At 59.8% G+C, this 25,389-nt stretch carries 27 protein-coding genes and 1 other RNA gene; 16 read left to right on the top strand and 12 right to left on the bottom strand.

Going from position 1 to position 25,389, the window contains the following annotated elements; translation table 11 throughout:
* Positions 1-196 precede the first annotated feature (196 nt).
* Entirely contained in the window at positions 197-1,210 is a 1,014-nt protein-coding gene (gene hemB, locus AC5SEM_RS24735; RefSeq protein WP_495471472.1) for a porphobilinogen synthase, read from the top strand.
* An 18-nt stretch (positions 1,211-1,228) separates the two neighbouring features.
* Positions 1,229-3,454 (top strand): polyphosphate kinase 1, encoded by a 2,226-nt coding sequence (gene ppk1, locus AC5SEM_RS24730; protein ID WP_038359078.1) that lies wholly within the window; start codon positions 1,229-1,231, stop codon positions 3,452-3,454.
* A gap of 258 nt (positions 3,455-3,712) precedes the next feature.
* Here the strand turns inward: ppk1 and ppx are convergent, their stop codons facing one another.
* The 5 genes from ppx to AC5SEM_RS24705 all read right to left on the bottom strand — a co-directional run bounded on the left by ppx (position 3,713) and on the right by AC5SEM_RS24705 (position 8,269).
* On the bottom strand, positions 3,713-5,215 hold the full coding sequence (ppx, locus tag AC5SEM_RS24725; protein WP_008081406.1) for an exopolyphosphatase: 1,503 nt from the start codon (positions 5,213-5,215) through the stop codon (positions 3,713-3,715).
* A gap of 207 nt (positions 5,216-5,422) precedes the next feature.
* Complete coding sequence (locus AC5SEM_RS24720) at positions 5,423-6,160, bottom strand: amino acid ABC transporter ATP-binding protein (protein WP_007911148.1); 738 nt, start codon at positions 6,158-6,160, stop codon at positions 5,423-5,425.
* Positions 6,147-6,797 (bottom strand): amino acid ABC transporter permease, encoded by a 651-nt coding sequence (locus AC5SEM_RS24715; protein WP_077574990.1) that lies wholly within the window; start codon positions 6,795-6,797, stop codon positions 6,147-6,149. Before AC5SEM_RS24715 ends, AC5SEM_RS24720 begins: the two co-directional genes overlap by 14 nt.
* Positions 6,794-7,462, bottom strand: coding sequence for an amino acid ABC transporter permease (locus AC5SEM_RS24710; RefSeq protein WP_007911165.1), 669 nt, complete (start codon positions 7,460-7,462; stop codon positions 6,794-6,796). The genes AC5SEM_RS24715 and AC5SEM_RS24710 overlap by 4 nt, the downstream gene beginning before the upstream one ends.
* A gap of 21 nt (positions 7,463-7,483) precedes the next feature.
* Complete coding sequence (locus AC5SEM_RS24705) at positions 7,484-8,269, bottom strand: transporter substrate-binding domain-containing protein (RefSeq protein ID WP_495471471.1); 786 nt, start codon at positions 8,267-8,269, stop codon at positions 7,484-7,486.
* Between the two features lie 256 nt (positions 8,270-8,525).
* Here AC5SEM_RS24705 and AC5SEM_RS24700 point away from each other — a divergent pair, with 256 nt between their 5' ends.
* From AC5SEM_RS24700 to AC5SEM_RS24675, 6 genes are all read left to right on the top strand, one after another.
* The gene (locus tag AC5SEM_RS24700) at positions 8,526-9,233 is read left to right on the top strand and encodes a FadR/GntR family transcriptional regulator (protein ID WP_212620805.1); all 708 of its coding nucleotides are present in this window, start codon (positions 8,526-8,528) and stop codon (positions 9,231-9,233) included.
* Positions 9,234-9,353: 120 nt separating this feature from the next.
* Positions 9,354-9,683 (top strand): thioredoxin TrxA, encoded by a 330-nt coding sequence (trxA, locus tag AC5SEM_RS24695; RefSeq protein ID WP_003206727.1) that lies wholly within the window; start codon positions 9,354-9,356, stop codon positions 9,681-9,683.
* A 250-nt stretch (positions 9,684-9,933) separates the two neighbouring features.
* Positions 9,934-11,193 (top strand): transcription termination factor Rho, encoded by a 1,260-nt coding sequence (gene rho, locus AC5SEM_RS24690; protein WP_077574986.1) that lies wholly within the window; start codon positions 9,934-9,936, stop codon positions 11,191-11,193.
* A 237-nt stretch (positions 11,194-11,430) separates the two neighbouring features.
* Positions 11,431-12,897: a 4-hydroxy-3-polyprenylbenzoate decarboxylase gene (gene ubiD / locus AC5SEM_RS24685; protein WP_008081413.1), complete on the top strand. Its 1,467-nt coding sequence runs from the start codon at positions 11,431-11,433 to the stop codon at positions 12,895-12,897.
* Positions 12,897-13,865, top strand: coding sequence for a CDP-6-deoxy-delta-3,4-glucoseen reductase (locus AC5SEM_RS24680; protein ID WP_034151997.1), 969 nt, complete (start codon positions 12,897-12,899; stop codon positions 13,863-13,865). Before ubiD ends, AC5SEM_RS24680 begins: the two co-directional genes overlap by 1 nt.
* A gap of 196 nt (positions 13,866-14,061) precedes the next feature.
* Positions 14,062-14,730 (top strand): gamma-glutamylcyclotransferase, encoded by a 669-nt coding sequence (locus AC5SEM_RS24675; RefSeq protein ID WP_137218512.1) that lies wholly within the window; start codon positions 14,062-14,064, stop codon positions 14,728-14,730.
* Here the strand turns inward: AC5SEM_RS24675 and glpT are convergent.
* Positions 14,706-16,055: a glycerol-3-phosphate transporter gene (gene glpT, locus AC5SEM_RS24670; protein ID WP_007911178.1), complete on the bottom strand. Its 1,350-nt coding sequence runs from the start codon at positions 16,053-16,055 to the stop codon at positions 14,706-14,708. The genes AC5SEM_RS24675 and glpT overlap by 25 nt on opposite strands.
* Positions 16,056-16,279: 224 nt before the next feature.
* On the opposite strand from glpT, the gene AC5SEM_RS24665 reads away from it, so the two are divergent.
* Both AC5SEM_RS24665 and AC5SEM_RS24660 read left to right on the top strand, forming a co-directional pair.
* Positions 16,280-16,897: a flagellar basal body-associated protein FliL gene (locus AC5SEM_RS24665; RefSeq protein ID WP_116028468.1), complete on the top strand. Its 618-nt coding sequence runs from the start codon at positions 16,280-16,282 to the stop codon at positions 16,895-16,897.
* A 188-nt stretch (positions 16,898-17,085) separates the two neighbouring features.
* Positions 17,086-17,700: an energy transducer TonB gene (locus tag AC5SEM_RS24660; protein ID WP_495471470.1), complete on the top strand. Its 615-nt coding sequence runs from the start codon at positions 17,086-17,088 to the stop codon at positions 17,698-17,700.
* A gap of 54 nt (positions 17,701-17,754) precedes the next feature.
* Here AC5SEM_RS24660 and AC5SEM_RS24655 read toward each other — a convergent pair whose 3' ends face one another.
* Positions 17,755-18,732 carry an NADPH:quinone oxidoreductase family protein gene (locus AC5SEM_RS24655; protein ID WP_495471469.1) on the bottom strand — a complete coding sequence of 326 codons (978 nt, stop codon included), beginning with the start codon at positions 18,730-18,732 and terminating at the stop codon, positions 17,755-17,757.
* Positions 18,733-18,882: 150 nt separating this feature from the next.
* On the opposite strand from AC5SEM_RS24655, the gene AC5SEM_RS24650 reads away from it, so the two are divergent.
* Positions 18,883-19,290: a flagellar basal body-associated protein FliL gene (locus tag AC5SEM_RS24650; protein WP_116028465.1), complete on the top strand. Its 408-nt coding sequence runs from the start codon at positions 18,883-18,885 to the stop codon at positions 19,288-19,290.
* A 115-nt stretch (positions 19,291-19,405) separates the two neighbouring features.
* Here AC5SEM_RS24650 and AC5SEM_RS24645 read toward each other — a convergent pair whose 3' ends face one another.
* The gene (locus AC5SEM_RS24645; RefSeq protein WP_495471468.1) at positions 19,406-19,858 is read right to left on the bottom strand and encodes an EVE domain-containing protein; all 453 of its coding nucleotides are present in this window, start codon (positions 19,856-19,858) and stop codon (positions 19,406-19,408) included.
* Between the two features lie 198 nt (positions 19,859-20,056).
* Between AC5SEM_RS24645 and AC5SEM_RS24640 the strand changes: the two genes are divergently transcribed.
* Positions 20,057-20,212 (top strand): hypothetical protein, encoded by a 156-nt coding sequence (locus tag AC5SEM_RS24640; protein WP_007911192.1) that lies wholly within the window; start codon positions 20,057-20,059, stop codon positions 20,210-20,212.
* Between the two features lie 36 nt (positions 20,213-20,248).
* Here AC5SEM_RS24640 and AC5SEM_RS24635 read toward each other — a convergent pair whose 3' ends face one another.
* From AC5SEM_RS24635 to AC5SEM_RS24620, 4 genes are all read right to left on the bottom strand, one after another.
* Positions 20,249-20,854, bottom strand: a complete 606-nt coding sequence (locus tag AC5SEM_RS24635; RefSeq protein WP_116028463.1) for a 5-formyltetrahydrofolate cyclo-ligase — start codon at positions 20,852-20,854, stop codon at positions 20,249-20,251.
* A gap of 79 nt (positions 20,855-20,933) precedes the next feature.
* A non-coding RNA gene (ssrS, locus tag AC5SEM_RS24630) (6S RNA) lies at positions 20,934-21,112 on the bottom strand.
* A gap of 30 nt (positions 21,113-21,142) precedes the next feature.
* Entirely contained in the window at positions 21,143-21,460 is a 318-nt protein-coding gene (locus AC5SEM_RS24625; RefSeq protein ID WP_034151990.1) for a cell division protein ZapA, read from the bottom strand.
* On the bottom strand, positions 21,457-21,666 hold the full coding sequence (locus AC5SEM_RS24620; protein WP_007911197.1) for a TIGR02449 family protein: 210 nt from the start codon (positions 21,664-21,666) through the stop codon (positions 21,457-21,459). The genes AC5SEM_RS24625 and AC5SEM_RS24620 overlap by 4 nt, the downstream gene beginning before the upstream one ends.
* Before the next feature lie 130 nt (positions 21,667-21,796).
* On the opposite strand from AC5SEM_RS24620, the gene AC5SEM_RS24615 reads away from it, so the two are divergent.
* Genes AC5SEM_RS24615 through AC5SEM_RS24600 form a run of 4 tightly spaced genes read left to right on the top strand, consistent with a single transcriptional unit; the run spans position 21,797 to position 25,381 of the window.
* A complete protein-coding gene (locus AC5SEM_RS24615) occupies positions 21,797-22,357 on the top strand; it encodes a YecA/YgfB family protein (protein WP_495471467.1) in 561 nt (186 codons plus the stop codon).
* A gap of 27 nt (positions 22,358-22,384) precedes the next feature.
* The gene (gene pepP / locus AC5SEM_RS24610; RefSeq protein ID WP_116028461.1) at positions 22,385-23,719 is read left to right on the top strand and encodes a Xaa-Pro aminopeptidase; all 1,335 of its coding nucleotides are present in this window, start codon (positions 22,385-22,387) and stop codon (positions 23,717-23,719) included.
* Positions 23,716-24,903, top strand: a complete 1,188-nt coding sequence (ubiH, locus tag AC5SEM_RS24605) for a 2-octaprenyl-6-methoxyphenyl hydroxylase (RefSeq protein ID WP_077574976.1) — start codon at positions 23,716-23,718, stop codon at positions 24,901-24,903. Before pepP ends, ubiH begins: the two co-directional genes overlap by 4 nt.
* On the top strand, positions 24,896-25,381 hold the full coding sequence (locus AC5SEM_RS24600) for a DUF4442 domain-containing protein (protein ID WP_495471466.1): 486 nt from the start codon (positions 24,896-24,898) through the stop codon (positions 25,379-25,381). Before ubiH ends, AC5SEM_RS24600 begins: the two co-directional genes overlap by 8 nt.
* Positions 25,382-25,389 lie beyond the last annotated feature (8 nt).

Below are 25,389 nucleotides of genomic sequence, written 5' to 3'. Positions count from 1 at the left end.
TGGCGAAATGAACGCGCAGCCTAACCCTTCGGACACATTCATGAAAGTGTCCAAATGTGTCTCGACGTGAACAATTCCTACACTGAGAATGGAATGCGGCTACATGTCACGGGCCTCACACAACTGTCATCTGTTCGTCATAATGGCCGTCTATAACTGTCACGCTCGCCCGTTTGCGCGGGCTCAGGAGTCCGCCGTGAGCTTTACCCCAGCCAACCGTCTGTTCCCTGCCACGCGCCTGCGCCGCAATCGTCGTGATGATTTTTCGCGTCGGCTGGTGCGGGAAAATGTGCTGACGGTCGATGACCTGATCCTGCCGGTGTTCGTGCTTGACGGTGAAAACCGTCGCGAAGCCGTGGCGTCGATGCCCGGGGTAGAGCGGTTGACTATCGATCTGCTGCTCGAAGAAGCAGCGAAATGGGTCGAACTGGGGATTCCGGCGCTAGCGCTGTTCCCGGTCACCCCTCCTGAACTTAAATCCCTCGACGCCGCCGAAGCCTGGAATCCTCAAGGCATCGCCCAGCGCGCCACCCGCGCGCTGCGTGAGCGTTTCCCTGAGCTCGGCGTGATCACTGACGTGGCGCTCGATCCGTTCACCACCCACGGTCAGGACGGCATCCTCGACGAAGAAGGCTACGTACAGAACGACATCACTGTTGACGCACTGGTGCGTCAGGCGCTTTCCCATGCCGAAGCCGGCGCTCAGGTTGTCGCGCCGTCGGACATGATGGACGGTCGTATTCAGGCGATCCGCGAAGCGCTGGAAGTCGCCGGTCACGTCAACGTGCGGATCATGGCTTATTCGGCCAAGTACGCCAGCGCCTATTACGGCCCGTTTCGCGATGCGGTCGGCTCGGCATCGAACCTCGGCAAGGCGAACAAAGCCTCTTATCAGATGGACCCGGCCAATAGCGACGAAGCGCTGCACGAAGTCGGTGCGGACTTGTCTGAAGGCGCGGACATGGTCATGGTCAAACCGGGCATGCCCTACCTCGACATTCTTTTCCGGGTAAAAGATGCCTTCAAAGTGCCGACCTTCGTCTACCAGGTTAGCGGCGAATACGCCATGCACATGGCGGCAATCCAGAATGGCTGGTTGAGCGAGGCGGTGATTGTCGAATCACTGACCGCCTTTAAACGTGCCGGCGCTGATGGCATCCTGACTTACTTTGCTGTCCGCGCCGCTCAATTGTTACGAGAGCAGAAATAGCCCTCCCAGGAACATTCAATGAATACCGAAGGACTCACGGAAGTTGCAGTAAAAGAAGCTCAGCCGGTGGTCGAGCAAATCACCGAAACTCCGCCGGAGCTGGAGCCTGCGCCACCCGCGCCAGTCGCCGAACCTGTCGCGGCGGCGCCAGTGATTGCGATACCGGGCCTGGATGACAGCAGCCTGTACATCCACCGTGAGCTTTCGCAACTGCAATTCAATATCCGCGTGCTGGAACAGGCGCTGGACGAGTCCTATCCGCTGCTGGAGCGCTTGAAGTTCCTGCTGATCTTCTCCAGCAACCTCGACGAATTTTTCGAGATCCGCGTCGCCGGTCTGAAGAAGCAGATCACCTTCGCCCGTGAACAGGCCGGTGCTGACGGCTTGCAGCCGCATCAAGCGCTGGCGCGGATCAGCGAGCTGGTGCACGGTCACGTTGACCGTCAGTACGCGATCCTCAACGACATTCTGTTGCCGGAGCTGGAAAAGCATCAGGTGCGCTTCATCCGTCGCCGCCACTGGACGGTCAAGATCAAAACCTGGGTGCGCCGCTATTTCCGCGACGAGATCGCGCCGATCATCACCCCGATCGGCCTCGACCCGACGCACCCGTTCCCGTTGCTGGTGAACAAGAGCCTGAACTTCATCGTCGAGCTGGAAGGCATCGACGCCTTTGGTCGCGACTCCGGTCTGGCGATCATCCCGGCGCCGCGTTTGCTGCCACGGATCATCAAGGTGCCGGAAGAAGTTGGCGGCCCGGGCGACAACTACGTGTTCCTGTCGTCGATGATCCACGCCCACGCCGATGACCTGTTCCAGGGCATGAAGGTTAAAGGCTGCTACCAGTTCCGTCTGACCCGAAACGCTGACCTCGCGCTCGATTCCGAAGACGTCGAAGACCTGGCCCGCGCCCTGCGTGGCGAGTTGTTCTCGCGTCGTTACGGCGATGCGGTGCGTCTGGAAGTCGCCGACACCTGCCCGAAACACCTTTCGGATTACTTGCTCAAGCAGTTCAACCTGAGCGAGAGCGAGCTGTATCAGGTCAACGGCCCGGTCAACCTGACACGCCTGTTCAGCATCACCGGTCTGGACAGTCATCCGGAGCTGCAATACACGCCGTTCACTCCGCAGATCCCGAAACTGCTGCAGAACAGCGAAAACATCTTCAGCGTGGTCAGCAAGCAGGACATCCTCTTGCTGCACCCGTTCGAGTCGTTCACCCCGGTGGTCGACCTGCTGCGTCAAGCGGCGAAAGACCCGCACGTTCTCGCTGTGCGTCAGACCCTGTACCGCTCCGGTGCCAACTCCGAGATCGTCGATGCGCTGGTCGATGCCGCGCGTAACGGCAAGGAAGTGACGGCGGTCATCGAGCTGCGTGCGCGGTTCGACGAAGAGTCCAACCTGCAACTGGCCAGCCGTCTGCAAGCGGCCGGTGCGGTGGTGATCTACGGCGTGGTCGGCTTCAAGACCCACGCCAAGATGATGCTGATCCTGCGGCGTGAGGCCGGCGAAATCGTCCGTTACGCGCACCTCGGCACCGGTAACTACCACGCCGGTAACGCCAAGCTTTACACCGACTACAGCCTGCTGACCTCCGACGACGCCTTGTGCGAAGACGTCGGCAAACTGTTCAGCCAGTTGATCGGCATGGGTAAAACCCTGCGCATGAAGAAGCTGCTGCATGCGCCGTTTACCCTGAAGAAGGGCATGCTCGACATGATTGCCCGCGAGACCCAGTTCGCCGTCGAAGGCAAACCGGCGCACATCATCGCCAAGTTCAACTCGCTGACCGATCCGAAGATCATCCGCGCGCTGTACAAGGCCAGCCAGTCCGGCGTGCGCATCGATCTGGTGGTGCGCGGCATGTGCTGCCTACGTCCGGGGATTGCCGGGGTTTCGCACAACATCCATGTGCGCTCGATCATTGGGCGCTTCCTTGAGCACACGCGAGTGTTCTACTTCCTCAATGGCGGCGATGAGCAGATGTTCCTCTCCAGTGCCGACTGGATGGAGCGCAACCTCGACAAACGCGTCGAGACTTGCTTCCCGGTCGAAGGCAAAAAGCTGCTGACTCGGGTGAAGAAAGAGCTGGAGTTGTATTTGACTGACAACACTCATAGCTGGAGCTTGCAGTCGGATGGCCGTTACATCCGCAACACACCGACCGGCAACCAGAACCCGAGGAGTGCGCAGGCGACGTTGCTGGAACGGTTGGGTAGCCCCATCCTTCCGGTAAGCAGCTAAATCAAAAGCAAAAGCCCCTCACCCTAACCCTCTCCCGGAGGGAGAGGGGACTGATCGAGGTGGATGTCAGGGTTACGCCGACTTGCAATACCGAGTCGAACTCAGGATTTGAAAAGCCCACAAATCGGCGCCCTCTCCCTCCGGGAGAGGGCTGGGGTGAGGGGCAGGCCCACCTCCCATCTCAAGCCGAACCCAATAAAAAAGGCGATCCCTGCGGATCGCCTTTTTTGCACCTGTCATTCACAAATTTGCTGGGTATCAGTGAACAGTCAGCACAATCCCCACCCGCGTCAGCCAATCCGCCTCAAGCCCGAAATCCGCCTGAGTCAGCTGATTCTCATCCAGCCAGTTCTCCGGGAATTCCACATCCAAGGTGTTGCCCTTGGCATGCAACACCACCTGCGGCATCGTCTGCGTGCCACGAATGTGGTGGAACAGGATCGCAAAGCGCAGCAGCACGCACAGGCGGATCAGCTTGTCACCGTCGTCGCCGAAATCGGCAAACTTGTCCTTGGGAATGTTGCGGCGATGGCCGCGCACCAACAGCGCAAGCATTTGCTGGTCTTCGCGGGAGAAGCCGGCGAGGTCCGAGTGCTCGATCAGGTAGGCGCCGTGCTTGTGGTAGTGATAGTGAGCGATGTCGAGGCCGACTTCGTGCACTTTCGCCGCCCAGCCGAGGAGTTCGCGCCAGATGCCGTCATCCAGCTCCCAGTCCACCGCGACCTGATCGAACGCGTGCAAGGCTTTGCGCTCAACTCGCGCCGCCTGCTCCAGGTCGACGTGGTAGCGCTCCATCAGCGAGGTCAGGGTGCGTTCGCGCACGTCTTCGTGATGATGACGGCCAAGCAGGTCGTAGAGCACGCCTTCACGCAGTGCGCCGTCGCAGTGATCCATGCGTTGCAGTTCGAGGGCGTCGAAAATCGCTTCGAGAATCGCCAGGCCCGCCGGGAAAATGGTCCGGCGATCCGGCTTGATGCCTTCGAAATCGATCTTGTCGACGTCGCCAAGCTTGAATAGCCGACGCTTGAGCCAGGCCAGACCTTCGGCATTCACTTCGCCAGTGCCATGGCCGCCGGCCTTCAATGCCAGGCCGATGGCGCGGATGGTGCCCGAGGAGCCGATGGCTTCATCCCAGGTCAGACGGTGCAGGGCGTGTTCGATGCTCATGATCTCCAGCCGCGCCGCCGTGTATGCCTGGGCGTAGCGGGCCGGGGTGATCTTGCCGTCCTTGAAGTAGCGCTGGGTGAAGCTGACGCAGCCCATCTGCAGGCTTTCGCGCAGCAGCGGCTCGAAGCGCTGGCCGATGATGAACTCGGTACTGCCGCCGCCGATGTCGGCGACCAGACGTTTGCCCGGAGTGTCGGCGAGGGTGTGCGACACGCCCAGATAGATCAGACGCGCTTCTTCACGGCCGGAGATGACTTCCACCGGGTGGCCGAGGATTTCTTCGGCGCGGTGAATGAACTCAAGGCGGTTGCGCGCTTCACGCAGGGCGTTGGTGCCGACGATGCGCACGGCGCCCAGCGGCATGCCGTTGATCAGTTGGGCAAAACGCTTGAGGCAATCGAGGCCACGTTGCATCGATTCTTCGTTGAGCTTGCGCTCATCGTCGATGCCAGCGGCCAGCTGAACCTTTTCGCCGAGCCGCTCGAGAATGCGGATCTCGCCGTTCTGGGCCTTGGCCACGACCATGTGAAAGCTGTTCGAGCCCAGGTCGATTGCGGCGATCAGGGACAGATTCTTGGCTTGGGATTGCGGCATGGTCAGGGGGTCTCGGTCGATAACCTCGACATCGTGCCACGATCAACGGCTGGCGCCAACGCGCATGGTTCAAACCGTTGATTCAGCGCAGAAAGTCGGTGACCGCTGCGCGGTCAATCGCGAGCAGGCTCGCTCCTACAGGTGAACGCATTCCCATGTAGGAGTGAGCCTGCTCGCGATGAGGGCTTGGAAGCCCCTGTTTTTCTCTCAGGCTGTTGCTTCAACTGTGCCAATAAAGTTCGCCAGCTCCGCCGTCTGCGGATTGGCAAACAACACCTTCGGATCACCCACCTCATGCACCTTGCCATGGTGCATGAACACCAATTTATCCCCGACCTCGCGGGCAAAGCGCATTTCATGGGTGACCATGATCAGCGTCATGCCTTCCTTGGCCAGTTGCCGAACCACGCTGAGCACTTCGTTGACCAGTTCCGGGTCGAGCGCCGAGGTGATCTCGTCGCACAGCAAAACCTTCGGCGACATCGCCAGCGCCCGGGCAATCGCCACGCGCTGTTGCTGGCCGCCTGAGAGTCGATCCGGGAAGGCATCGAATTTTTCTCCAAGCCCCACACGTTCGAGCATCTCTCGCGCCAGTTCCGCAGCCTTGGCTTTCGGCACTTTCTGCACCACTTGCGGCGCGAGCATGACGTTTTCGCCCACGGTCAGGTGCGGGAACAGGTTGAACTGCTGAAACACCATGCCGACCTTCTGCCGCAGGCTGCGCAGGTCGGCGCGGGCGGCGTCGAGGTATTCGCCATCGACTTCGATGACGCCATCGTTGATCGACTCCAGGCCATTGAGCGTGCGCAGCAGGGTGGATTTGCCCGAGCCGCTGCGGCCTATGATCGCCACGACCTGGCCTTCCTCGACGCTGAGGTCGATGCCTTTGAGCACGTGGTGATCGCCGTAGTATTTATGCAGGGCGGAAATTCTAAGCAGAGGCATGCAGTCTCCTTTCCAGGTAGCGCGCACTGAGGGACAAGGGGTAGCAGAGCAGGAAGTAGCCGAGGGCGACGAGGCCGTAGACCATGAACGGTTCAAACGTGGCGTTGGCGAGCATGCCGCCGGTCTTGGTCAGCTCGGTGAAACCGATGATCGAGGTCACCGCGGTGCCTTTGACCACTTGCACCGAGAAACCCACGGTCGGCGCCACGGCAATGCGCAGGGCCTGCGGCAGGATCACGTAGCGCAGCTGTTCCAGCGGATTGAGCGCCAGACTCGCCGAGGCTTCCCACTGGCCATTGGAAATCGATTCGACGCAGCCGCGCCAGATCTCCGCCAGATAGGCGCTGGTGAACAAGGTCAGGGCAATCGCTGCGGCCATCCACGGCGAGATTTCGATCCCGGCCAGCGCCACGCCGAAGAACACCAGAAACAGCTGCATCAACAATGGCGTGCCCTGGAACAGCTCGATCCATGTGCGGGCGATGCTGCTTGGCAGAGAGTTTTTCGAGATGCGCATGATCAGGATCAGCAGCCCGACAATCCCGCCGCCGATAAACGCCACCAGCGACAGCGCCAGCGTCCATTGCAGGCCGACGAGCAGGTTGCGCAGGATGTCCCAGAAGGTGAAATCGCTCATGCGCGGCTCCTGCTGATGTAGCGCCGACCGATCCAGTTCAGCAGTTGGCGAATCAGCAGCGCCATGCACAGATAGATCAGCGTGGTCAGCGCGTAGGTTTCAAAGGCGCGGAAGTTGCGCGACTGAATGAAGTTGGCGGCAAAACTCAACTCTTCGGTGGCGATCTGCGAACACACCGCCGAGCCAAGCATGACGATGATGATCTGGCTGCTCAGCGCCGGCCAGACCTTGCCCAGCGCCGGCAGCAGCACCACATGACGGAACGCTTCGAAGCGCGTCATCGCCAGCGCCGCTGCGGCTTCCAGTTGCCCGCGCGGGATCGCCTGAATGCCGGCGCGAATGATCTCCGTCGAATAGGCGCCGAGGTTGATCACCATCGCCAGCACCGCCGCCTGCCACTCGGAAATCTGCACGCCAAGCGACGGCAAGCCGAAGAAGATGAAGAACAACTGCACCAGAAACGGCGTGTTGCGGATCAACTCGACGTAGACGCCGAAGATTGCCGAGAACGGGCGGATGTTCCACGCCCGCACCAGCGCCCCGACAATCCCGACGCCGACCCCGAGCAACGCGCCGATGGCCGTCAGCTCAAGGGTGAACAGCGCGCCGCGCAGCAACAGGTCGGTGTTTTCCACCACCGGCATGAAATCGAACTGATAAGCCATGAAGGTCTCCCGCTCAGTCGATCAGAGATCGGCCGGCAGCGGCTCTTTCAGCCAGGTCTGCGAATTCTTTTCCAGTGCGCCGTCAGCCTTGGCGGTGGTCAGGATGTCGTTGACCTTGGCCAGCAGCGCCGCTTCGTTCTTGTTCACGCCGACGTAGACTGGCGAGTCCTTGAGCTTCACTTTCAGCGCCGGCACGCGTTTCGGGTTCTTTTCGCTGATCGCCACCATCACCACGTTGCCGCTGGCGATCAGGTCAACTTGTCCTGCGAGGTAGGCGGCGATGGTCGAGTTGTTGTCTTCGAAGCGTTTGATGGTCACGCCTTCGGGGGCGACTTTGCTCAGCTCGATGTCTTCGATGGCGCCACGGGTGACGCTGATGGTCTTGCCTTTGAGATCGTCGAGGCCGGCGATCGCAGCGTCTGGCGGGCCGAACACGGCGAGGTAGAAGGGGGCGTAGGCGCGGGAGAAGTCGATGACCTTCTCACGCTCAGGATTTTTGCCGAGGCTGGAGATCACCAGATCAACCTTGCCGGTGGTCAGGAACGGAATGCGGTTAGTGCTGTTGACCGGGGTCAGTTCGAGTTTGACCTTGAGTTGATCAGCCAGCAGTTTCGCCGTGTCGATGTCCAGACCACGAGGTTTCATGTCCGGGCCGACCGAGCCGAACGGCGGGAAGTCCTGGGGCACGGCGACTTTCAGCGTGCCGCGCTTGACCACGTCGTCCAGACCGTCGGCGTGAGCGGGAGCCTGGCTGAGCAACAAAGAGGCAAACAGAGCGGCGAGGAGGGCGCTGTAACGCTTGGTCATGGACAATCTCCGGATCGGCGGGAAGTGATTTCTGCGTTCGGACAGAGCATGTGCCGTGCCAATACGTGGCTTTCGTCGTGGCAGGCCGCGGTTTCAGCGGCTTTGTTCGGTCTTACTGGTCTGAACAGTCAGGTTGTTTTTCGCACCGCTATCGCGCATCGCTGCGCAGCACCGAACCCCGCTGGGGCACGACTTGCCGGACTCGGCGAATAGCTTTACAACTAGCCGCACATTGGCCTGGCGCGTCTGAAAAACCATGAACTCGATTTCCCGTGCGGTACCCGAAGTGGCGCTGCAAGCGATCCGCAAACTGATCACCGAGCAGGGTTTCGGTGCGGGCGACGCCTTGCCGTCGCAGCGGGATCTGGCGTTGCAACTGGGCGTGAGCCGGGCGTCGTTGCGCGAGGCACTGTCATCGTTAAGTGCGCTGGGCGTGGTCAGTATTCAGCCGGGCAAAGGCGTGTTCGTGCAGTCACCAGTAGAATTGTCGCGTGGCGAAAACGCACCGGGCTGGTCGTTCGCGGCGCAGGCGTCGCCACTGGACATCTTTCAGTTGCGCTATGCGCTGGAAGGATTTGCGGCGGGGCTGGCGGCGGTGACCTTGAGCACGTTCGATCTGGATGCGCTGGAAGACAACGTTGCAGCCATGCGCGAGCAATTGAAGGTCGGTGACTTTGAGGCAGCGGCGAAACTCGACTTCGAATTCCACCGGCGCATCCTTCTGGCCAGCGGCAATCAGGCGATGCTGAACATCCTCACCGCCAGCGCCGAGATGTTCCTGGAAAGCCAGAAACTACCGTTCATCCGCGCCGAACGCGCCATGGAAACCTGGCAGGAACACCGCAAGATTCTTCGTGCCCTCACGCGCCGGGCGTCCGGCGCTGCGCAAAAAGCCATGCAGGAGCACGTGCGCAACGCGGCCCTGCGCACTGGAATTTCCTTCATCGCCCCCGCCACCGCGTGACTTGAGCTATACCCAAACTCATCGAGTGCCATAGCAAGACTCAATCAACTGCGGCTTCCTGAACAGGGGAAGGGCGGCTATGATGGGCCACGTTTTTTTGCTTACAACCTGGAGAATTCCATGAGCAGCGATCTTATCAAACACGTTAGCGACGCTAGCTTCGAAGCCGACGTACTCAAGGCCGAAGGCGCTGTCCTGGTCGATTACTGGGCTGAATGGTGCGGTCCTTGCAAAATGATCGCTCCGGTTCTGGACGAGATTGCCGAGACTTACAAAGGCAAGCTGACCGTTGCCAAACTGAACATCGACGAAAACCAGGAAACCCCGGCCAAGCACGGCGTGCGTGGTATCCCGACGCTGATGCTGTTCAAGAACGGCAACGTTGAAGCGACCAAAGTCGGCGCCCTGTCGAAGTCGCAACTGGCGGCTTTCCTCGACGCCAACATCTAAGCGTCGCTGTAAAGTGCCTGAAAAAAAGCCCCGCAATTAGCGGGGCTTTTTGCGTATTCAGGGCTAGACGCTCCGAAACTCAGGTGGTACATTCGGCCCCGCACTGGTTTCTCCACTGCCCCCTGCTAGCCGTCGCCGACGCACTCCTTTTCGAATTAGTTCGCGATCCTGTCGCCTTCTCCGCGGCGCGGCCTCATTAAGCCAAAAGCTTAATTTCCCCCCCCTCCATAAATGATTACGTCATTCCTATATGAATCTGACTGAACTCAAGCAAAAGCCGATTACCGAACTGCTCGAATTGGCCGAACAGATGGGCATAGAAAATATGGCCCGTTCGCGCAAGCAGGACGTGATTTTCTCCCTGCTGAAAAAGCACTCGAAAGGCGGCGAGGAAATCTCCGGTGATGGCGTGCTGGAGATTCTCCAGGACGGCTTCGGCTTCCTGCGCTCCGCTGACGCTTCCTACCTGGCCGGCCCGGACGATATCTACGTCTCGCCAAGCCAGATCCGCCGCTTCAACTTGCGTACCGGTGACACCATCGTTGGCAAGATCCGCCCTCCGAAGGAAGGCGAGCGGTATTTCGCCCTGCTCAAGGTCGACACGATCAACTTCGATCGTCCGGAGAACGCGAAAAACAAGATTCTCTTCGAGAACCTGACCCCGCTGTTCCCGACCGTGCGCATGAAGATGGAAGCCGGTAACGGTTCCACCGAAGACTTGACTGGTCGCGTGATTGACCTGTGCGCCCCGATCGGCAAAGGCCAGCGTGGTCTGATTGTCGCGCCGCCGAAAGCCGGTAAAACGATCATGCTGCAGAACATCGCAGCGAACATCGCCCGTAACAACCCTGAAGTTCACCTGATCGTGCTGCTGATCGACGAACGTCCGGAAGAAGTAACCGAAATGCAGCGCACCGTGCGCGGCGAAGTGGTTGCCTCGACCTTCGACGAGCCGCCGACCCGTCACGTGCAGGTTGCCGAAATGGTGATCGAGAAGGCCAAGCGCCTGGTCGAACACAAGAAAGACGTGGTGATCCTGCTCGACTCCATCACCCGTCTGGCCCGTGCCTACAACACCGTGATCCCGAGCTCCGGCAAGGTATTGACCGGTGGTGTCGATGCCCACGCCCTCGAGAAGCCAAAGCGTTTCTTCGGTGCTGCGCGTAACATCGAAGAAGGCGGCTCGCTGACCATTATCGCCACCGCGCTGGTTGAAACCGGCTCGAAAATGGACGAAGTGATCTACGAAGAGTTCAAGGGTACCGGCAACATGGAGCTGCCTCTGGATCGCAAGATCGCCGAGAAGCGCGTGTTCCCGGCGATCAACATCAACCGCTCCGGCACCCGCCGCGAAGAGTTGCTGACCGCCGACGACGAACTGCAGCGTATGTGGATCCTGCGCAAGCTGCTGCACCCGATGGACGAAGTCGCTGCCATCGAGTTCCTGGTCGACAAGCTGAAAGCGACCAAGACCAACGACGAGTTCTTCTTGTCGATGAAGCGCAAGTAATACGCAGCTGTTTAAAAGAACGCTCCCGAAAGGGGGCGTTTTTTTTTGCTTTCGGGGGGCATGACTTTGCCGATGTGTCAGTCCTCTTGTTTGAACAACAGCTACCCGCAGGGGCAAGAAACCTTATGTAGCTGATTGGTGGTCACCGTGATATCGACGGATTAAGGGCACTGACGGGCTGCTGTTTGCCCGTCAGAGCAGGTAGGATGTACGCCTATTTTGAGGGTGCCAACGTCAATGAAATTCAAGGATCTTCGGGATTTCGTGCAGCAGCTTGAGCAGCGCGGAGAGTTGAAACGCATCCAGATTCCCGTCTCGCCGGTGCTGGAGATGACCGAGGTATGCGACCGCACGCTGCGGGCCAAGGGCCCGGCGCTGTTGTTCGAAAAGCCCACCGGTTACGACATTCCGGTGCTTGGCAACCTGTTCGGCACCCCTGAGCGGGTAGCCATGGGCATGGGCGCCGAGTCGGTCAGCGAGCTGCGCGAAATCGGCAAGCTGCTGGCCTTCCTCAAGGAACCCGAGCCGCCGAAGGGCTTGAAAGACGCGTGGTCGAAGCTGCCGATCTTCCGCAAGATCATCTCGATGGCGCCGAAAGTCGTCAAAGACGCGGTGTGCCAGGAAGTGGTCATTGAAGGCGACGACGTCGACCTGGCGATGTTGCCGGTGCAGACCTGCTGGCCTGGCGACGTCGGCCCGCTGATCACCTGGGGCCTGACCGTCACCAAAGGCCCGAACAAAGAGCGCCAGAACCTCGGCATCTACCGTCAGCAAGTGATCGGCCGCAACAAGGTGATCATGCGCTGGCTCAGCCACCGTGGCGGCGCCCTCGACTTCCGTGAGTGGTGCGAGAAGCATCCGGGTCAGCCGTTCCCGGTGTCGGTGGCCCTTGGCGCGGATCCGGCGACCATCCTTGGCGCCGTGACGCCAGTGCCGGACAGTCTTTCCGAATACGCTTTCGCAGGGCTCTTGCGCGGTAACCGTACCGAACTGGTCAAGTGCCGTGGCAACGACCTGCAAGTGCCGGCCACCGCCGAAATCATCCTCGAAGGCGTGATCCACCCGGGCGAAATGGCCGATGAAGGCCCGTACGGCGATCACACCGGTTACTACAACGAAGTCGACAGCTTCCCGGTGTTCACCGTCGAGCGCATCACCCACCGGATCAAACCGATCTATCACAGCACCTACACCGGTCGTCCGCCGGATGAGCCGGCGATTCTCGGCGTGGCGCTCAACGAAGTGTTTGTGCCGATCCTGCAGAAGCAGTTCCCGGAAATCACCGACTTCTACCTGCCGCCGGAAGGCTGCTCGTACCGCATGGCCATCGTGACCATGAAGAAGTCGTATCCGGGGCATGCCAAGCGCGTGATGCTCGGTGTCTGGTCGTTTTTGCGACAGTTCATGTACACCAAGTTCGTTATCGTCACTGACGACGATATCAACGCCCGTGACTGGAACGACGTGATCTGGGCCATCACCACGCGCATGGACCCCAAGCGCGACACGGTGATGATCGATAACACGCCGATCGACTACCTCGACTTCGCCTCGCCGATCTCCGGCCTGGGTTCGAAAATGGGCCTCGATGCCACCCACAAGTGGCCGGGCGAAACCACTCGGGAGTGGGGCCGCGTGATCGTCAAGGACGACGCCGTCACCCAACGGATCGATGCCATCTGGAATCAGTTAGGAATAGATTGATGCGTGTAACCCTGCAGCCCTCCGGAGCAGTGCTCGAGATACAGCCCGGTGAGCGGATTCTCGATGGCGCGCGGCGCCTGGGCTACGAATGCCCGCAAAGCTGCCGCAATGGCAATTGTCATGTGTGTGCGGCGCTGCTGGTTGAAGGTAGCGTCGCGCAGGACGGCAAGGTGCATGATCACGGCGAGTTCTACACTTGCATAGCCGAGCCGCTGGAAGACTGCATCCTGCTGTGGGATGGCGTGCTCGCGCTGGGAGAACTGCCGGTGCGTAGCCTGTCATGTCAGGTCATCGAATGCCGCGATGTCGGTGGCGACACCTGGCGTGTGCGCCTGCGGGCGCCTGCCGGCAAGCCGCCGCGCTATCACGCCGGGCAGTACTTGATGATCGAACGTGAGAACGGCGAGAAGTCGGCGTTCTCCATGGCCTCGGCACCCCACGGCGGGCGTGACCTGGAAATCCATGTGCTGGCGCGCGAAGCCAGTGCACTGAGCCTGATCGAACAGCTGCAACGCAACGCGATGGTGCGGGTCGAGCTGCCATTCGGTGACACGCATCTGGCCGAGCTGCCCGACGGGCCGCTGGTGCTGGTCGCCGCCGGCACCGGTATGGGCCAGATTCACGCGCTGATCGAGCATTGCCGCGCCAACGGCTTCAAACATCCGGTGCATCTGTACTGGGGCGTGCGCCGTCCGGAAGATTTCTATGAGATCGAACATTGGGACGAATGGCTGAAATTGCCCAACCTGTTCCTGCACAAAGTCGTCAGCGATCAATGCGGTTGGGAAGGGCGCTGCGGCATGCTGCACGAGGCGGTCTGTGAAGACTTCCCCGACCTGAAACCGTTGCACGTCTACGCCAGCGGCTCGCCAGCCATGGTCTACGGCACGCTGGACGCATTGGTCGAAGCCGGGATGGATGCCCATCAAATGCGTGCCGACGTATTCGCTTACGCCCCGCGCTCCTGATTCTTTATAACTCGCTATATAGCCGATCGGTATTTATGTAATTGCATAAATACCGCTAGGTTATATATCAATCAGGCAATCAATTAAGAACTGTGCCATGGCACTCAAATTGCCTTAAAACATATGTGCCTTATTGTTACAGCGGTGCGTTCTATTAAGTAATTCTTTACCCGCGGGGAGCTGAACGCTATTCGCCATGAGCGCCATTGAAAACGCTTTTCTGAATTTGAATTACCCTCCGCGGCTTGATCTTGGGCCGCAGCTGACGCACGAACAACTTCTCGCTTCCATGCAATCGACCATGGCGCGCCACAAGGGCGGGCCGGTGTGGCTGTTCGCGTATGGTTCGCTGATCTGGCGGCCGGAATGTACGGCAGTGGAGCGCGTACGTGGACGCGTGCATGGCTACCATCGCGGCTTGTACCTGTGGTCGCACGAGCACCGCGGTACGCCGGAAATGCCGGGTCTGGTATTTGGTCTGGATCGCGGCGGTTCGTGCAGCGGCTTCGCGTATCGCTTGCCGGAAGACAATCTCGATGCGGCGCTGTACGCGCTGTGGAAGCGCGAGATGCCGGTGCCATCCTATCGGCCACACTGGCTCAATTGCCGTCTTGCCGACGGTAGCCAGGTGCAGGCCTTGGGATTTGTGTTGGAGCGACACCTGCCCAGCTATGCCGGCAACCTGCCGGATCACGTGCTGAGTCAGGTGTTCGAAAGTGCCAGCGGGCGTTACGGCACGACTCGCGATTATGTCGAGCAGACCGCCCACGCCCTGCGCAGCCACGCCATGCCAGATCGCAATCTGGAAGCGCGGCTCAAGCGCTGTCAATCACAGTCCGATCAGGCGACTGCTTCGCGGCTCTGACTGGCAACTTGCTTGTGCCACAGGGTCGGGGCGAGGAAGGCCATCGACAGCAGGCAAGCGCCCACCAGCAGGACAAAACCACCGTCCCAACCGAAGTGGTCAACGGTGTAGCCCATCGCGGCACTGGCCGCGACCGAACCACCGAGATAACCGAACAGGCCAGTGAAGCCTGCGGCAGTGCCAGCGGCTTTCTTCGGTGCCAGTTCCAGCGCCTGCAGGCCGATCAGCATCACCGGGCCATAGATCAGGAAACCGATGGAGAACAGCGCGATCATGTCGACGGTCGGGTTACCGGCCGGGTTCAGCCAGTAAACCAGCGTTGCGACAGTCACCAGTGCCATGAACACCATGCCGGTCAGGCCACGGTTGCCACGGAAGATCTTGTCCGACATCCAGCCGCACAGCAGCGTGCCCGGGATACCCGCCCACTCATAGAAGAAATAGGCCCACGAGGTTTTGTCGACGGTGAAACCCTTGGCTTCCTTCAGGTAGGTCGGTGCCCAGTCCAGCACGCCATAACGCAGCAGGTAGACGAAGACGTTGGCCATGGCGATGTACCAGAGCATTTTGTTGCGCAGCACGTATTTGACGAAGATCTCTTTCGCGCTGAATTCGTCTTCGTGGCTGGCGTCGTAGCCTTCCGGGTAATCGTTCTTGTACTTCTCGATCGGCGGCAGGCCGACCGATTGCGGGGTGTCGCGCATGGTGATGAACGCGAACACCGCCACGCCCAGCGCCACCGCTGCCGGTACGTAGAACGCCGCGTGCCAGTCGTTGAACAGGCCCATGCCGAGCAGGAACAACGGGCCGATCAGACCGCCGCCAACGTTATGCGCCACGTTCCACACGGAAACCACGCCGCCACGTTCCTTCTGCGACCACCAGTGCACCATGGTCCGGCCGCTTGGCGGCCAGCCCATGCCCTGGGCCCAACCGTTGATGAACAGCAGAATGAACATCATGGTTACGCTGGACGTCGCCCAAGGTGCGAAACCGAAAATGAACATCACCCCGGCCGAGACCAACAGGCCGAACGGCAGGAAGTAGCGTGGGTTGGAGCGGTCGGACACCAGGCCCATGAGGAATTTCGATAAGCCGTAGGCAATGGCGATCGCCGACATCGCCAGACCCAGATCACCGCGGCTGTAGCCTTCGTCGATCAGGTACGGCATGGCCAGCGAGAAGTTTTTGCGCAGCAGGTAGTAACCCGCATAGCCAAAGAAAATACCGGCGAAGATCTGCCAGCGCAGGCGTCGGTACGTGCTGTCTATTTTTTCTTCAGGCAATGGAGCCTGATGTGCGGCAGGACGAAAGAAAGCAAACATTCAAGAGCTCCAGATTTCTTGTTTTGACTGCGGATGCGAATGTTACAGTTTCGTTACCGAAAATAGCACCGGTTCGCATCGAGCAAATAGCGGAAAATGTTGGAAGTCGCGCGTTCCTTTACGAACCTGTCGCTCAGCTGTAAGAACAGGGCGTTTTTGTGGCGGTCGGGACGTTGTGTCTTAGACTCGCGATCTACAGATCGACTGATATCTCGAGATAAACGATGACCCCGAAAGTTCGCAGGCTATTGCCCAGACTGTTGATGGTCGCAGCGGTGACTGTTTCAGTGTTGGCACTGAGCTTCGCCCAAGGTTCTCCAGCACCAGGCCTGCGCAATGTCACCGTATTGATCGTCCGCCATGCGGAAAAGCCTGATGTCGGCCGAGAACTCAATGCCCGGGGCGAACAGCGCGCCGCAGCTTACGCGGACTATTTCACCTCTTTGCAGTTGGACGACCAGACACTCACACCCCAACGTCTGATCGCTACCGCCGACAGCCCGGAAAGCATCCGCCCGCGACAGACGCTGATTCCACTGTCCCAGCGCCTGCAACTGCCGATCGAGCAGCCCTACGCCAATAACGACGTCGACAAACTGGTCAGCTCGCTGCGCAAGAATAATCAGGCGAAAACCGTGCTGATCGCCTGGCATCACGGCCACATCAATAAGCTGATTGCCGCTTTCGGCGGCGATGGCCCGGCACTGATCGGTCAGCCGAAATGGCCGGTGGATATCTACGACTGGCTGATTGTTTTGCGCTTCGACGACAGGGGGCAGTTGATCCAGTCGCGAAGCGAGAAGGTTCAGGAACAACTGATGCCAGGCGATATTGCAGGCTGAAACGGTAATAGGGTCCGTCAGAAAAGTTACCTTTAAGCATTCGCGTGGTGCGTTCGCCCGATTTACCGTTGTGTCTTGGGAAACGTCCTGCGTCCAAAGCAGAAGTTGCGCCATTCAGTTAAACGTCATAGCTCCGTAACCTTTGTGCTGTTGCCGGGATCGGCATTCGGGTGCTTAGGGAGCGGATCATGCGGTGGATTGTGGCGTTGCTTTTGTTGCTGGTCGGCGGTGTCGTGCAAGCGGCGGGGGCGCTGTTGATTCCCGAAGACAACCCCCGACCAATTTATCCACTGGCATTGTCCAGGGCAGGGATTACGGGAGAGGTTAAGGCTCGTTTCATCGTCAGGGCGGATGGCTCAGTCAGCGAAATCAGCATTCTGAAAAGCGACCACCCCGATCTGGCTGAAGCGGTCAGAGTTGCGCTGGTGCAGTGGCGTTTCAAGCCTTGGGCTGTAGAGGAGGACAAACCCGAAAAGCAGGAAGTCGTCGCGCCGGTAGTCTTTCGGCTCGATCTGGATCAACCCATTCACGTCAACCGGCAACTGAAAGTCTTGCGATGCCGAACGGTCAACGAGAACCTCGCCAACATTGCCGAGTATTCATGGATCGATTCGGCGGCGTTCGCACAAACCCGCGCCTATCTATCGAACGTCTTCCATAAAACCCAGCTTCCGGATGAGCAGCGTCTGGCGATGATCGCCAGGATGAATCGGCAGGTTGAGAAGATCGTCAGGGCTTGTCGAGAGAGCCCCACGCGCAAATTCATAAGCCTGTTGCCCACGGAGATTCGTGAGTTGCTCTGATAACAAAAGCCAGTATGACCGAGCCGGACATTCTGGCCTTTATCGAAAGGTTACTCAGCGCACCTGCACCACCACCTTGCCCACCGCCTTGCGCTGGCCAAGATCATTGATCGCCTGCGCCGCATTGCTCAGCGGATAGACCTGCGACACCAGCGGTTTCAACTTGCCCTCGGCGAACCAGCCAAACAATTGCTGGAAGTTCGCCGCATTGTCTTGCGGCTGGCGTTGGGCGAAGGAGCCCCAGAACACCCCCAGCACCGCTGCGCCTTTGAGCAGGGCGAGGTTGACCGGTAGCTCGGGAATCCGGCCGCTGGCGAAGCCGACCACCAGCAGGCGGCCGTTCCAGGCGATGGCGCGGATGGCTTGATCGAAGAGATCGCCGCCGACCGGGTCGTAAATCACGTCGGCGCCCTGGCCATCGGTGAGGCGTTTGATTTCCTCCTTGAGGCTGACTTCGCTGTAGTTGATCAGCTCATCGGCGCCGGCAGCCTTGGCCACCGCCAGTTTTTCCGCGCTGCTGGCGGCAGCAATCACCCGGGCGCCCATGGCTTTGCCGATTTCCACCGCCGCCAGGCCGACCCCGCCGGATGCGCCAAGCACCAGCAGGGTTTCGCCCGGTTGCAGGTTGGCGCGCTGCTTGAGTGCATGCATCGAGGTGCCATAGGTCATGCTGAAGGCGGCGGCGATGTTGAAATCCATCGACGGCGGAATCGGCAGCACGTTATAGCCCGGCACCGCGACCTGTTCGGCAAAACTGCCCCAGCCGGTCAGGGCCATGACCCGGTCGCCAACCTTGAGGTGGCTGACCTTTTCCCCGACTTCATGCACCACACCGGCCGCTTCACCTCCGGGCGAGAACGGGAAGGGCGGCTTGAACTGGTACTTGCCCTCGATGATCAGCGTATCCGGGAAGTTGACCCCGGCGGCGTGCACGTCCAGCAGGATTTCGTTCTTCTTCAGGGCGGGACTGGCGACGTCTTCCAGCACCAGCGATTCGGCAGGGCCGAAGGCTTTGCACAGCACGGCTTTCATCAGGGCTATTCCTTTGGGAGTGATGGCCGATAAGTGTAGGTGTGTCAGTCAACGGGTCAACGAGCATGCCCGGCCCTGATAGTCAGCCATAAGCTTGTGCTTGCGCGGCGGGTCGTTATGCTAGGCCGCAAACCGGATAAGGAGCGAATTGTGAAAGCGTGGATCATGTTGTTGCTGGCCCTGTCTCTGCCTGTGGCAGCGCTGGCCGAAGAAGCCAAAGAAGGCGAGGCGCCGAAGGTAAGCTACATCACCCTGAGTCCACCGTTCGTGGGCAACTACGGGCTGGACGGTACGCCGAAGCTCAAGGTCTACAAGGCCGATGTGGCATTACGCGTGACCGGCGAAGAGGCGAGCAAACTGGTCAAGGCCAACGAGCCGCTGATTCGCAATCAACTGGTGGCGCTGTTCACTCAGCAGACCTCTGATGCGATGGCCAGCATCGAAGGCAAGGAAAAGCTGCGTCAGGAAGCGTTGAAGCAGACCCAGCAAGTGATGAATGACGAGACCGGCAAACCGGTGGTTGAGGATCTGTTGTTCAACAACCTGATCATTCAGTAAGCCATTCGTTGTCCGGGCTGGCCCCATCGCGAGCAGGCTCACTCCTACAGTTGGAATGCGTTCCCCTGTAGGAGTGAGCCTGCTCGCGATGGCGATGTTTCAGGCAACATATTCTTCAAGGCTTGAGCGCAATCACCGCAGCCCACTGCTCCGGCGTCACCGGCATCACCGACAACCTTGATCCCTTCTGTACCAGCGGCATCTCCGCCAGCGCCGTCTGCTGCTTCAGATAATCCAGCTTCAACACCCGCGTAAACGTCTCGACGTATTCAACGTCAATCGCACTCCACGTGTTCTTCTCCTGCGTAGCCTTCGGATCGAAGTAATGACTCTCCGGCTCCAGTGCGGTGGGATCCGGGTACGCCGCTTCGATTATTTTGCCGATCCCGGCAATCCCTGGCTCCGGGCAGCTGGAATGATAGAAAAAGAACTCATCGCCCACCGCCATCGCGCGCAGGAAGTTGCGTGCCTGATAGTTGCGAACCCCGTCCCAGCGCGCTTTGCCGAGTTTTTCCAGACCTTTGATCGAGAGTTCGTCGGGCTCGGACTTCATCAGCCAATAGGCCATGGTTTTTTGCTCCTGAAACGGTCATTGGGCAGGTTGTCGGGCAATTTTATGACAAACCGACAGTCGGTTGACGTCAGCGTTTGCGCGCAGGTTCACGTTGTCGCAAAATGCCGGCCTTTAAAGCTTGACGCTGCTGCACGGCCTACAAACGGAAACCGCTGCTGTCATCGTGATGATGTGCCTTGAGGGGGGCAATCGATGAAACGCAAACCGGATTTACTATGGACTTTGGTAATTTTGTTTGGCCTGGGCGTCGTGACCACCGGTTACGCGCAAAGCCTGTGGGCGAACAAGGCCGACGCGCCGATTGAAGTTGCACAGCAAGTACAACAGTCGACAGCCTTCAAGCGCTGAAACTGCTTTCCCGACGCCGCTGATCTGCGCGGCGTCCTATCCTGCGAAATACCACGCCTTGTCGCTGACCGTGCCTTGTAACGGTACATCCCAGCTCGCCTGCGCCAATCGCTCGACCTTCTGACACTCATGGGCCAGCCCCAGCAACGTCGGCTTGCGCCAGTTTTTACGGCGGGCCAGATAGGCCAGGCTGCGATCATAGAAACCGCCGCCCATCCCCAGGCGTCCGCCGACATCGTCAAACCCTACCAACGGCAACAACACCAGATCCAGTGCCCAGACCTTGCGTTGCTGAGCCAGATTGGCTCGCGGCTCGAGAATGCGGAAACGATTGGGTTTGAGCTTTTCGCCGGGACGAATGCGCTGAAAGACCATTTTGGTTCGCGGCCAGGCGCTGAGCACCGGCAGATATGTGGCTTTGCCGCGACGCTGTGCTTCACGCAACAGCAGGCGCGGATCGATTTCACCGTCGGTGGGCAGGTACAGAGAGATATGTCTGGCCCGGCGAAAATGCGGGTCTTGCGCCAATTGCCGGTACAGGCCTTTGGCGGCCTGGCGTTGTTCGCTTTTGCTCAGCGAACGGCGCGCCTTGCGCAGCAGGCGGCGGAGTTGCGGGCGGGGCAGTAGCGCGGGTTCGGTCATGGTTCGGCTTCGGCAGGTTGGACGAAAACGTACGCATAAAAAATCCGATGGCGGTTTTCACCGACATCGGATTCGAATCAGGCTCCCCGGATGAACCGCTGTCAACTTAGCCCTTGAACCCGAAAGTTCAAGGTGGAAGATGCAGTAGACTTTAAGGCTTTCCGTCTAGCGGACATGCACACCAGCCCAACGTGCAACTTCCAGGGTAGTGCGAATCGGCTCAGGGACATCGTCAACTGGCAAGCACCCCAGGGAGTGCCGCGAGTATACCGCAAGCGGCCAGTCGAATCAGCCCTTGGTGGTGTTCTGATCGTCGGCGAGGACCAGATCGACACGATCGAGCAAGTCACGCACCTGTTCACGGGTCGAACCGCTGGCCTGGATATCCGGGCGCTCTTCTTTGTGCAAGAGGTCATGGGTGATGTTCAGCGCGGCCATCACAGCAATGCGATCGGCACCGATGACTTTGCCGCTGCTGCGGATTTCGCGCATCTTGCCATCGAGGTAGCGCGCGGCGCTGACCAGATTGCTGCGTTCTTCCTGCGGGCAGATGATCGAATACTCTTTGTCGAGGATCTGCACGGTGACGCTATTGCTTGAACTCATGAGTCTTGCTCCAGGGCCTTGAGGCGCGAAATCATCGATTCGACCTTACGCCGGGCGATTTCGTTTTTTTCAATGAGGTGAGCGCGTTCCTCGCGCCAGGTTTTTTCCTGAGCTAGTAAGAGTGCGTTTTGACTCTTTAGTTGCTCGACTCGGCCAATCAGCAGTTCGAGTCTGGCCATCAGCGCTTGCAGGTCGGTGTCTTCCATTGTGTCCACTGGGTCGGAGTCTGTCTGATGGGATAGCTGGCGGACAGCCTTTAATAGTCTTGGCGAGTCTGTCGATGTAGGATACAAGGCCTTCATTCTAGACATAGCGCCGTCTGGCGCCTAGCTGCCCATGACCATTGCGAATTCCCCGTACCAAGCCTTTGCCACCCTGCTGACCTCCAGCGGCCACAACGTTTCGCCTGCCGAACTGCACGGCGTGCTGCTCGGGCGCAGTTGCGCCGGTGCCGGCTTCGATAACGAAGGCTGGCTGATCGACGCCGCCGAACTGCTCGAAGGCGACATCCAGGACAACGTCCGCAACGCCCTGATCGGCCTGCAAGAGATGGTCAAAGGCGAGCTGACCGGCGACGACGTTACTGTCGTTCTGCTGCTGCCGACCGATGACGCGCCACTGGCCGACCGCGCCGCTGCACTGGGCGAGTGGTGCCAGGGCTTCCTCAGCGGTTTCGGCCTGAACTGCCGCGACAGCAGCATGCTCAGCACTGAAGCCACCGAAGTGCTGCAGGATCTGGCCGCCATTTCTCAGGTGCAAGATGCCCTTGAAGAGTCCGATGACGGCGAAAACGACTACATGGAAGTCATGGAATACCTGCGCGTCGCGCCGCTGCTGCTGTTCTCGGAAACCAAGAAAGCCGACGTGCCGCCAGCCGCCAAGCCGTCGCTGCATTAATCGCGTGCCAGGGAAAGCCATCTGCCCATGACCCATATCCCGAAAGCGGAATACAGCCGTCGCCGCAAGGCTCTGATGGCGCAGATGGAACCCAACAGCATCGCGATCCTGCCCGCCGCCGCGGTGGCCATTCGCAACCGCGACGTCGAGCACGTCTACCGGCAGGACAGCGACTTCCAGTACCTCAGCGGTTTTCCCGAGCCGCAGGCTGTCATCGTCCTGATGCCCGGCCGCGAGCATGGCGAGTACGTACTGTTCTGCCGTGAACGCAACGCCGAACGCGAGTTGTGGGACGGCTTGCGTGCAGGGCAAGAGGGCGCAATTCGCGACTTCGGTGCCGACGACGCCTTCCCGATTACCGACATCGACGACATCCTCCCGGGCCTGATCGAAGGCCGCGACCGGGTGTATTCGGCGATGGGCAGCAACCCCGAATTCGATCGTCACCTGATGGACTGGATCAACGTGATCCGCTCCAAGGCGCACCTCGGTGCCCAGCCGCCGAACGAATTCGTTGCCCTGGATCATCTGCTGCACGACATGCGCCTGTATAAATCGGCGGCAGAAGTGAAGGTGATGCGCGAAGCCGCACGGATTTCGGCGCAGGCGCATATTCGCGCGATGCAGGCCAGTCGGGCCGGGCTTTACGAGTACAGCCTCGAAGCCGAGCTCGATTACGAATTCCGCAAGGGCGGAGCGAAGATGCCGGCCTACGGCTCGATCGTCGCCGCCGGGCGCAACAGCTGCATCCTGCATTACCAGCAGAATGACGCGCTGCTCAAGGACGGTGATCTGGTGCTGATCGACGCTGGCTGCGAGATTGATTGCTACGCCAGCGACATCACCCGCACCTGGCCGGTCAACGGCAAGTTTTCGCCGGAGCAGAAAGCGATCTACGAATTGGTATTGGCCTCGCAGGAAGCCGCATTCGCCGAAATCGCCCCGAACAAGCATTGGAATCAGGCACATGAAGCCACGGTTCGGGTGATCACCACAGGCTTGGTGAAACTCGGATTGCTGCAAGGCGAAGTCGACGAATTGATCGCCAGCGAAGCCTATAAAGCGTTTTACATGCACCGCGCCGGCCACTGGCTGGGTATGGATGTGCATGACGTCGGCGAGTACAAGGTCGGCGGCGAATGGCGCGTGCTGGAAGTCGGCATGGCGCTGACCGTGGAGCCGGGCATTTATATCGCTCCGGACAATCAGAACGTCGCGAAGAAATGGCGCGGCATTGGCGTGCGCATCGAGGACGACGTGGTGGTGACCAAAACGGGCTGTGAAATCCTCACCAGCGGCGTGCCGAAAACCGTCGCAGAAATCGAAGCGCTGATGGCGCAAGCAAGGACCCACGCGGCATGAGTCGAGTCAATCTGGCAATCATCGGTGGCGGTCTGGTCGGCGCCAGTCTGGCGTTGGCCTTGCAGGCCGGAGCCAAGGCGCGTGGCTGGAAGATCGTGCTGATCGAACCGTTCGCTCCCGGTGACAGTTGGCAGCCGAGCTACGACGCACGTTCCTCGGCGTTGTCCTTCGGCTCGCGACAGATCTATCAACGCTTGGGCGTGTGGCAGGAAATCTCCCGCCGTGCCGAGCCGATCAAACAGATTCACGTTTCCGACCGTGGCCGCTTCTCCACCGCGCGCTTGTCGGCGATGGAAGAGGGCGTGCCGGCACTCGGTTACGTGGTGGAAAACGCCTGGCTCGGTCAGTGCCTGTGGCAGCACGTCGACAAAGACGTGATCAGTTGGCGTTGCCCGGCGGAAGTCACGCGCATGGAGCCGCTGCCCGACGGCTATCGCCTGACCCTCAACGATGAAACCACCCTTGAATGCGATCTCGCGGTACTCGCCGATGGCGGTCGCTCCGGTCTGCGCGAGCAGTTGGGCATCAACGTGCGCAAGCGTCCGTACAACCAGAGCGCGCTGATCGCCAACATCACTCCGAGCGAAGCGCACAACGGCATGGCCTTCGAGCGCTTCACCGACGAAGGGCCGATGGCGCTGCTACCGCTGCCCGAAAACCGCTGCGCTTTGGTCTGGACCCGTTTGGGTATGGACGCGCAGCGCTTGGCCGATCTGAGCGAGCGCGATTTCCTCAGCGAATTGCAGGGCGTGTTCGGTTACCGCCTCGGCACGCTGAAACAGGTCGGCGCGCGGCATTTGTATCCGCTGACGCTGGTTGAGGCCGAAGAACAAGTGCGCTCGCATCTGGCCGTGCTCGGCAATGCGGCACACAGCCTGCACCCGATTGCCGGGCAGGGTTTCAACCTGTCGCTGCGTGATGCCGATGCTTTGGCGGCTGCGCTGTTGGCCAGCGATAAACCGCTCGGCGACCTCGCCACGTTGCAGACGTATCGCGAGCGTCAGCGTCTCGATCAGGATCTCACCGTCGGCTTCTCCGATCAGGTCACGCGCCTGTTCGGCAGCACGCAACCGCTGGTCTCGCTGGGTCGTAATATCGGCCTGCTCGGCCTCGACCTGTTGCCGCCGGCCAAGCGCTGGTTTGCCCGTCAGGCCATGGGTTTGGGAACACGACCGGATGCTTAAGTGGTTAACCGGCAAATTCGGGAAAGCACGATTGATGCGCTGGGTGATGACGTTCTACCCGCCGTACCTCGGCGCCGGTGTTCGGGTTCGGCACATCAGCGATGACTTTCGCGATGTGCAGGTGTCGATGGGCCTCGGCTGGTACAACCGCAACTACGTCGGCACCCAGTTCGGCGGCAGCCTGTATTCGATGGTCGACCCGTTCTTCATGCTGATGCTCATGGAAAACCTCGGTTCGCGTTACATCGTCTGGGACAAGGCTGCCGACATCGATTTCATCGCACCGGGCAAAGGCCCGGTGTTCGCCCGCTTCAATATCGACGAGACCTTGCTCGCCGAGATTCGCCGGCAAACCGCCAATGGTGAGAAATACCTGCCGCAGTTGCAGGTCGACATTCATGACGGCGCCGGCAATCTGGTGGCGCGGGTCGGTAAAACCCTTTACGTGCGGCTCAAGCCGCAAGCGAGACAGGCTTAAAGCATGGA

This window comes from Pseudomonas sp. CH61, assembly GCF_059429415.1.
This window is presented reverse-complemented; position numbering and strand designations above follow the sequence as displayed.

Coding starts and splice junctions, on each gene's coding strand:
- AC5SEM_RS24660 (WP_495471470.1), top strand. CDS start 17,086: ATGCGGTGGATTGTGGCGTTGCTTTTGTTGCTGGTCGGCGGTGTCGTG.
- pepP (WP_116028461.1), top strand. CDS start 22,385: ATGACCCATATCCCGAAAGCGGAATACAGCCGTCGCCGCAAGGCTCTG.
- AC5SEM_RS24600 (WP_495471466.1), top strand. CDS start 24,896: ATGCTTAAGTGGTTAACCGGCAAATTCGGGAAAGCACGATTGATGCGC.
- AC5SEM_RS24620 (WP_007911197.1), bottom strand. CDS start 21,666: ATGGAAGACACCGACCTGCAAGCGCTGATGGCCAGACTCGAACTGCTG.
- glpT (WP_007911178.1), bottom strand. CDS start 16,055: ATGTTTGCTTTCTTTCGTCCTGCCGCACATCAGGCTCCATTGCCTGAA.
- ppk1 (WP_038359078.1), top strand. CDS start 1,229: ATGAATACCGAAGGACTCACGGAAGTTGCAGTAAAAGAAGCTCAGCCG.
- AC5SEM_RS24700 (WP_212620805.1), top strand. CDS start 8,526: ATGAACTCGATTTCCCGTGCGGTACCCGAAGTGGCGCTGCAAGCGATC.
- ubiH (WP_077574976.1), top strand. CDS start 23,716: ATGAGTCGAGTCAATCTGGCAATCATCGGTGGCGGTCTGGTCGGCGCC.
- AC5SEM_RS24640 (WP_007911192.1), top strand. CDS start 20,057: ATGAAACGCAAACCGGATTTACTATGGACTTTGGTAATTTTGTTTGGC.
- trxA (WP_003206727.1), top strand. CDS start 9,354: ATGAGCAGCGATCTTATCAAACACGTTAGCGACGCTAGCTTCGAAGCC.
- rho (WP_077574986.1), top strand. CDS start 9,934: ATGAATCTGACTGAACTCAAGCAAAAGCCGATTACCGAACTGCTCGAA.
- AC5SEM_RS24705 (WP_495471471.1), bottom strand. CDS start 8,269: ATGACCAAGCGTTACAGCGCCCTCCTCGCCGCTCTGTTTGCCTCTTTG.
- AC5SEM_RS24615 (WP_495471467.1), top strand. CDS start 21,797: ATGACCATTGCGAATTCCCCGTACCAAGCCTTTGCCACCCTGCTGACC.
- AC5SEM_RS24710 (WP_007911165.1), bottom strand. CDS start 7,462: ATGGCTTATCAGTTCGATTTCATGCCGGTGGTGGAAAACACCGACCTG.
- AC5SEM_RS24625 (WP_034151990.1), bottom strand. CDS start 21,460: ATGAGTTCAAGCAATAGCGTCACCGTGCAGATCCTCGACAAAGAGTAT.
- AC5SEM_RS24720 (WP_007911148.1), bottom strand. CDS start 6,160: ATGCCTCTGCTTAGAATTTCCGCCCTGCATAAATACTACGGCGATCAC.
- AC5SEM_RS24645 (WP_495471468.1), bottom strand. CDS start 19,858: ATGGCCTATTGGCTGATGAAGTCCGAGCCCGACGAACTCTCGATCAAA.
- AC5SEM_RS24635 (WP_116028463.1), bottom strand. CDS start 20,854: ATGACCGAACCCGCGCTACTGCCCCGCCCGCAACTCCGCCGCCTGCTG.
- AC5SEM_RS24665 (WP_116028468.1), top strand. CDS start 16,280: ATGACCCCGAAAGTTCGCAGGCTATTGCCCAGACTGTTGATGGTCGCA.
- ubiD (WP_008081413.1), top strand. CDS start 11,431: ATGAAATTCAAGGATCTTCGGGATTTCGTGCAGCAGCTTGAGCAGCGC.
- AC5SEM_RS24655 (WP_495471469.1), bottom strand. CDS start 18,732: ATGAAAGCCGTGCTGTGCAAAGCCTTCGGCCCTGCCGAATCGCTGGTG.
- AC5SEM_RS24680 (WP_034151997.1), top strand. CDS start 12,897: ATGCGTGTAACCCTGCAGCCCTCCGGAGCAGTGCTCGAGATACAGCCC.
- AC5SEM_RS24675 (WP_137218512.1), top strand. CDS start 14,062: ATGAGCGCCATTGAAAACGCTTTTCTGAATTTGAATTACCCTCCGCGG.
- AC5SEM_RS24715 (WP_077574990.1), bottom strand. CDS start 6,797: ATGAGCGATTTCACCTTCTGGGACATCCTGCGCAACCTGCTCGTCGGC.
- ppx (WP_008081406.1), bottom strand. CDS start 5,215: ATGCCGCAATCCCAAGCCAAGAATCTGTCCCTGATCGCCGCAATCGAC.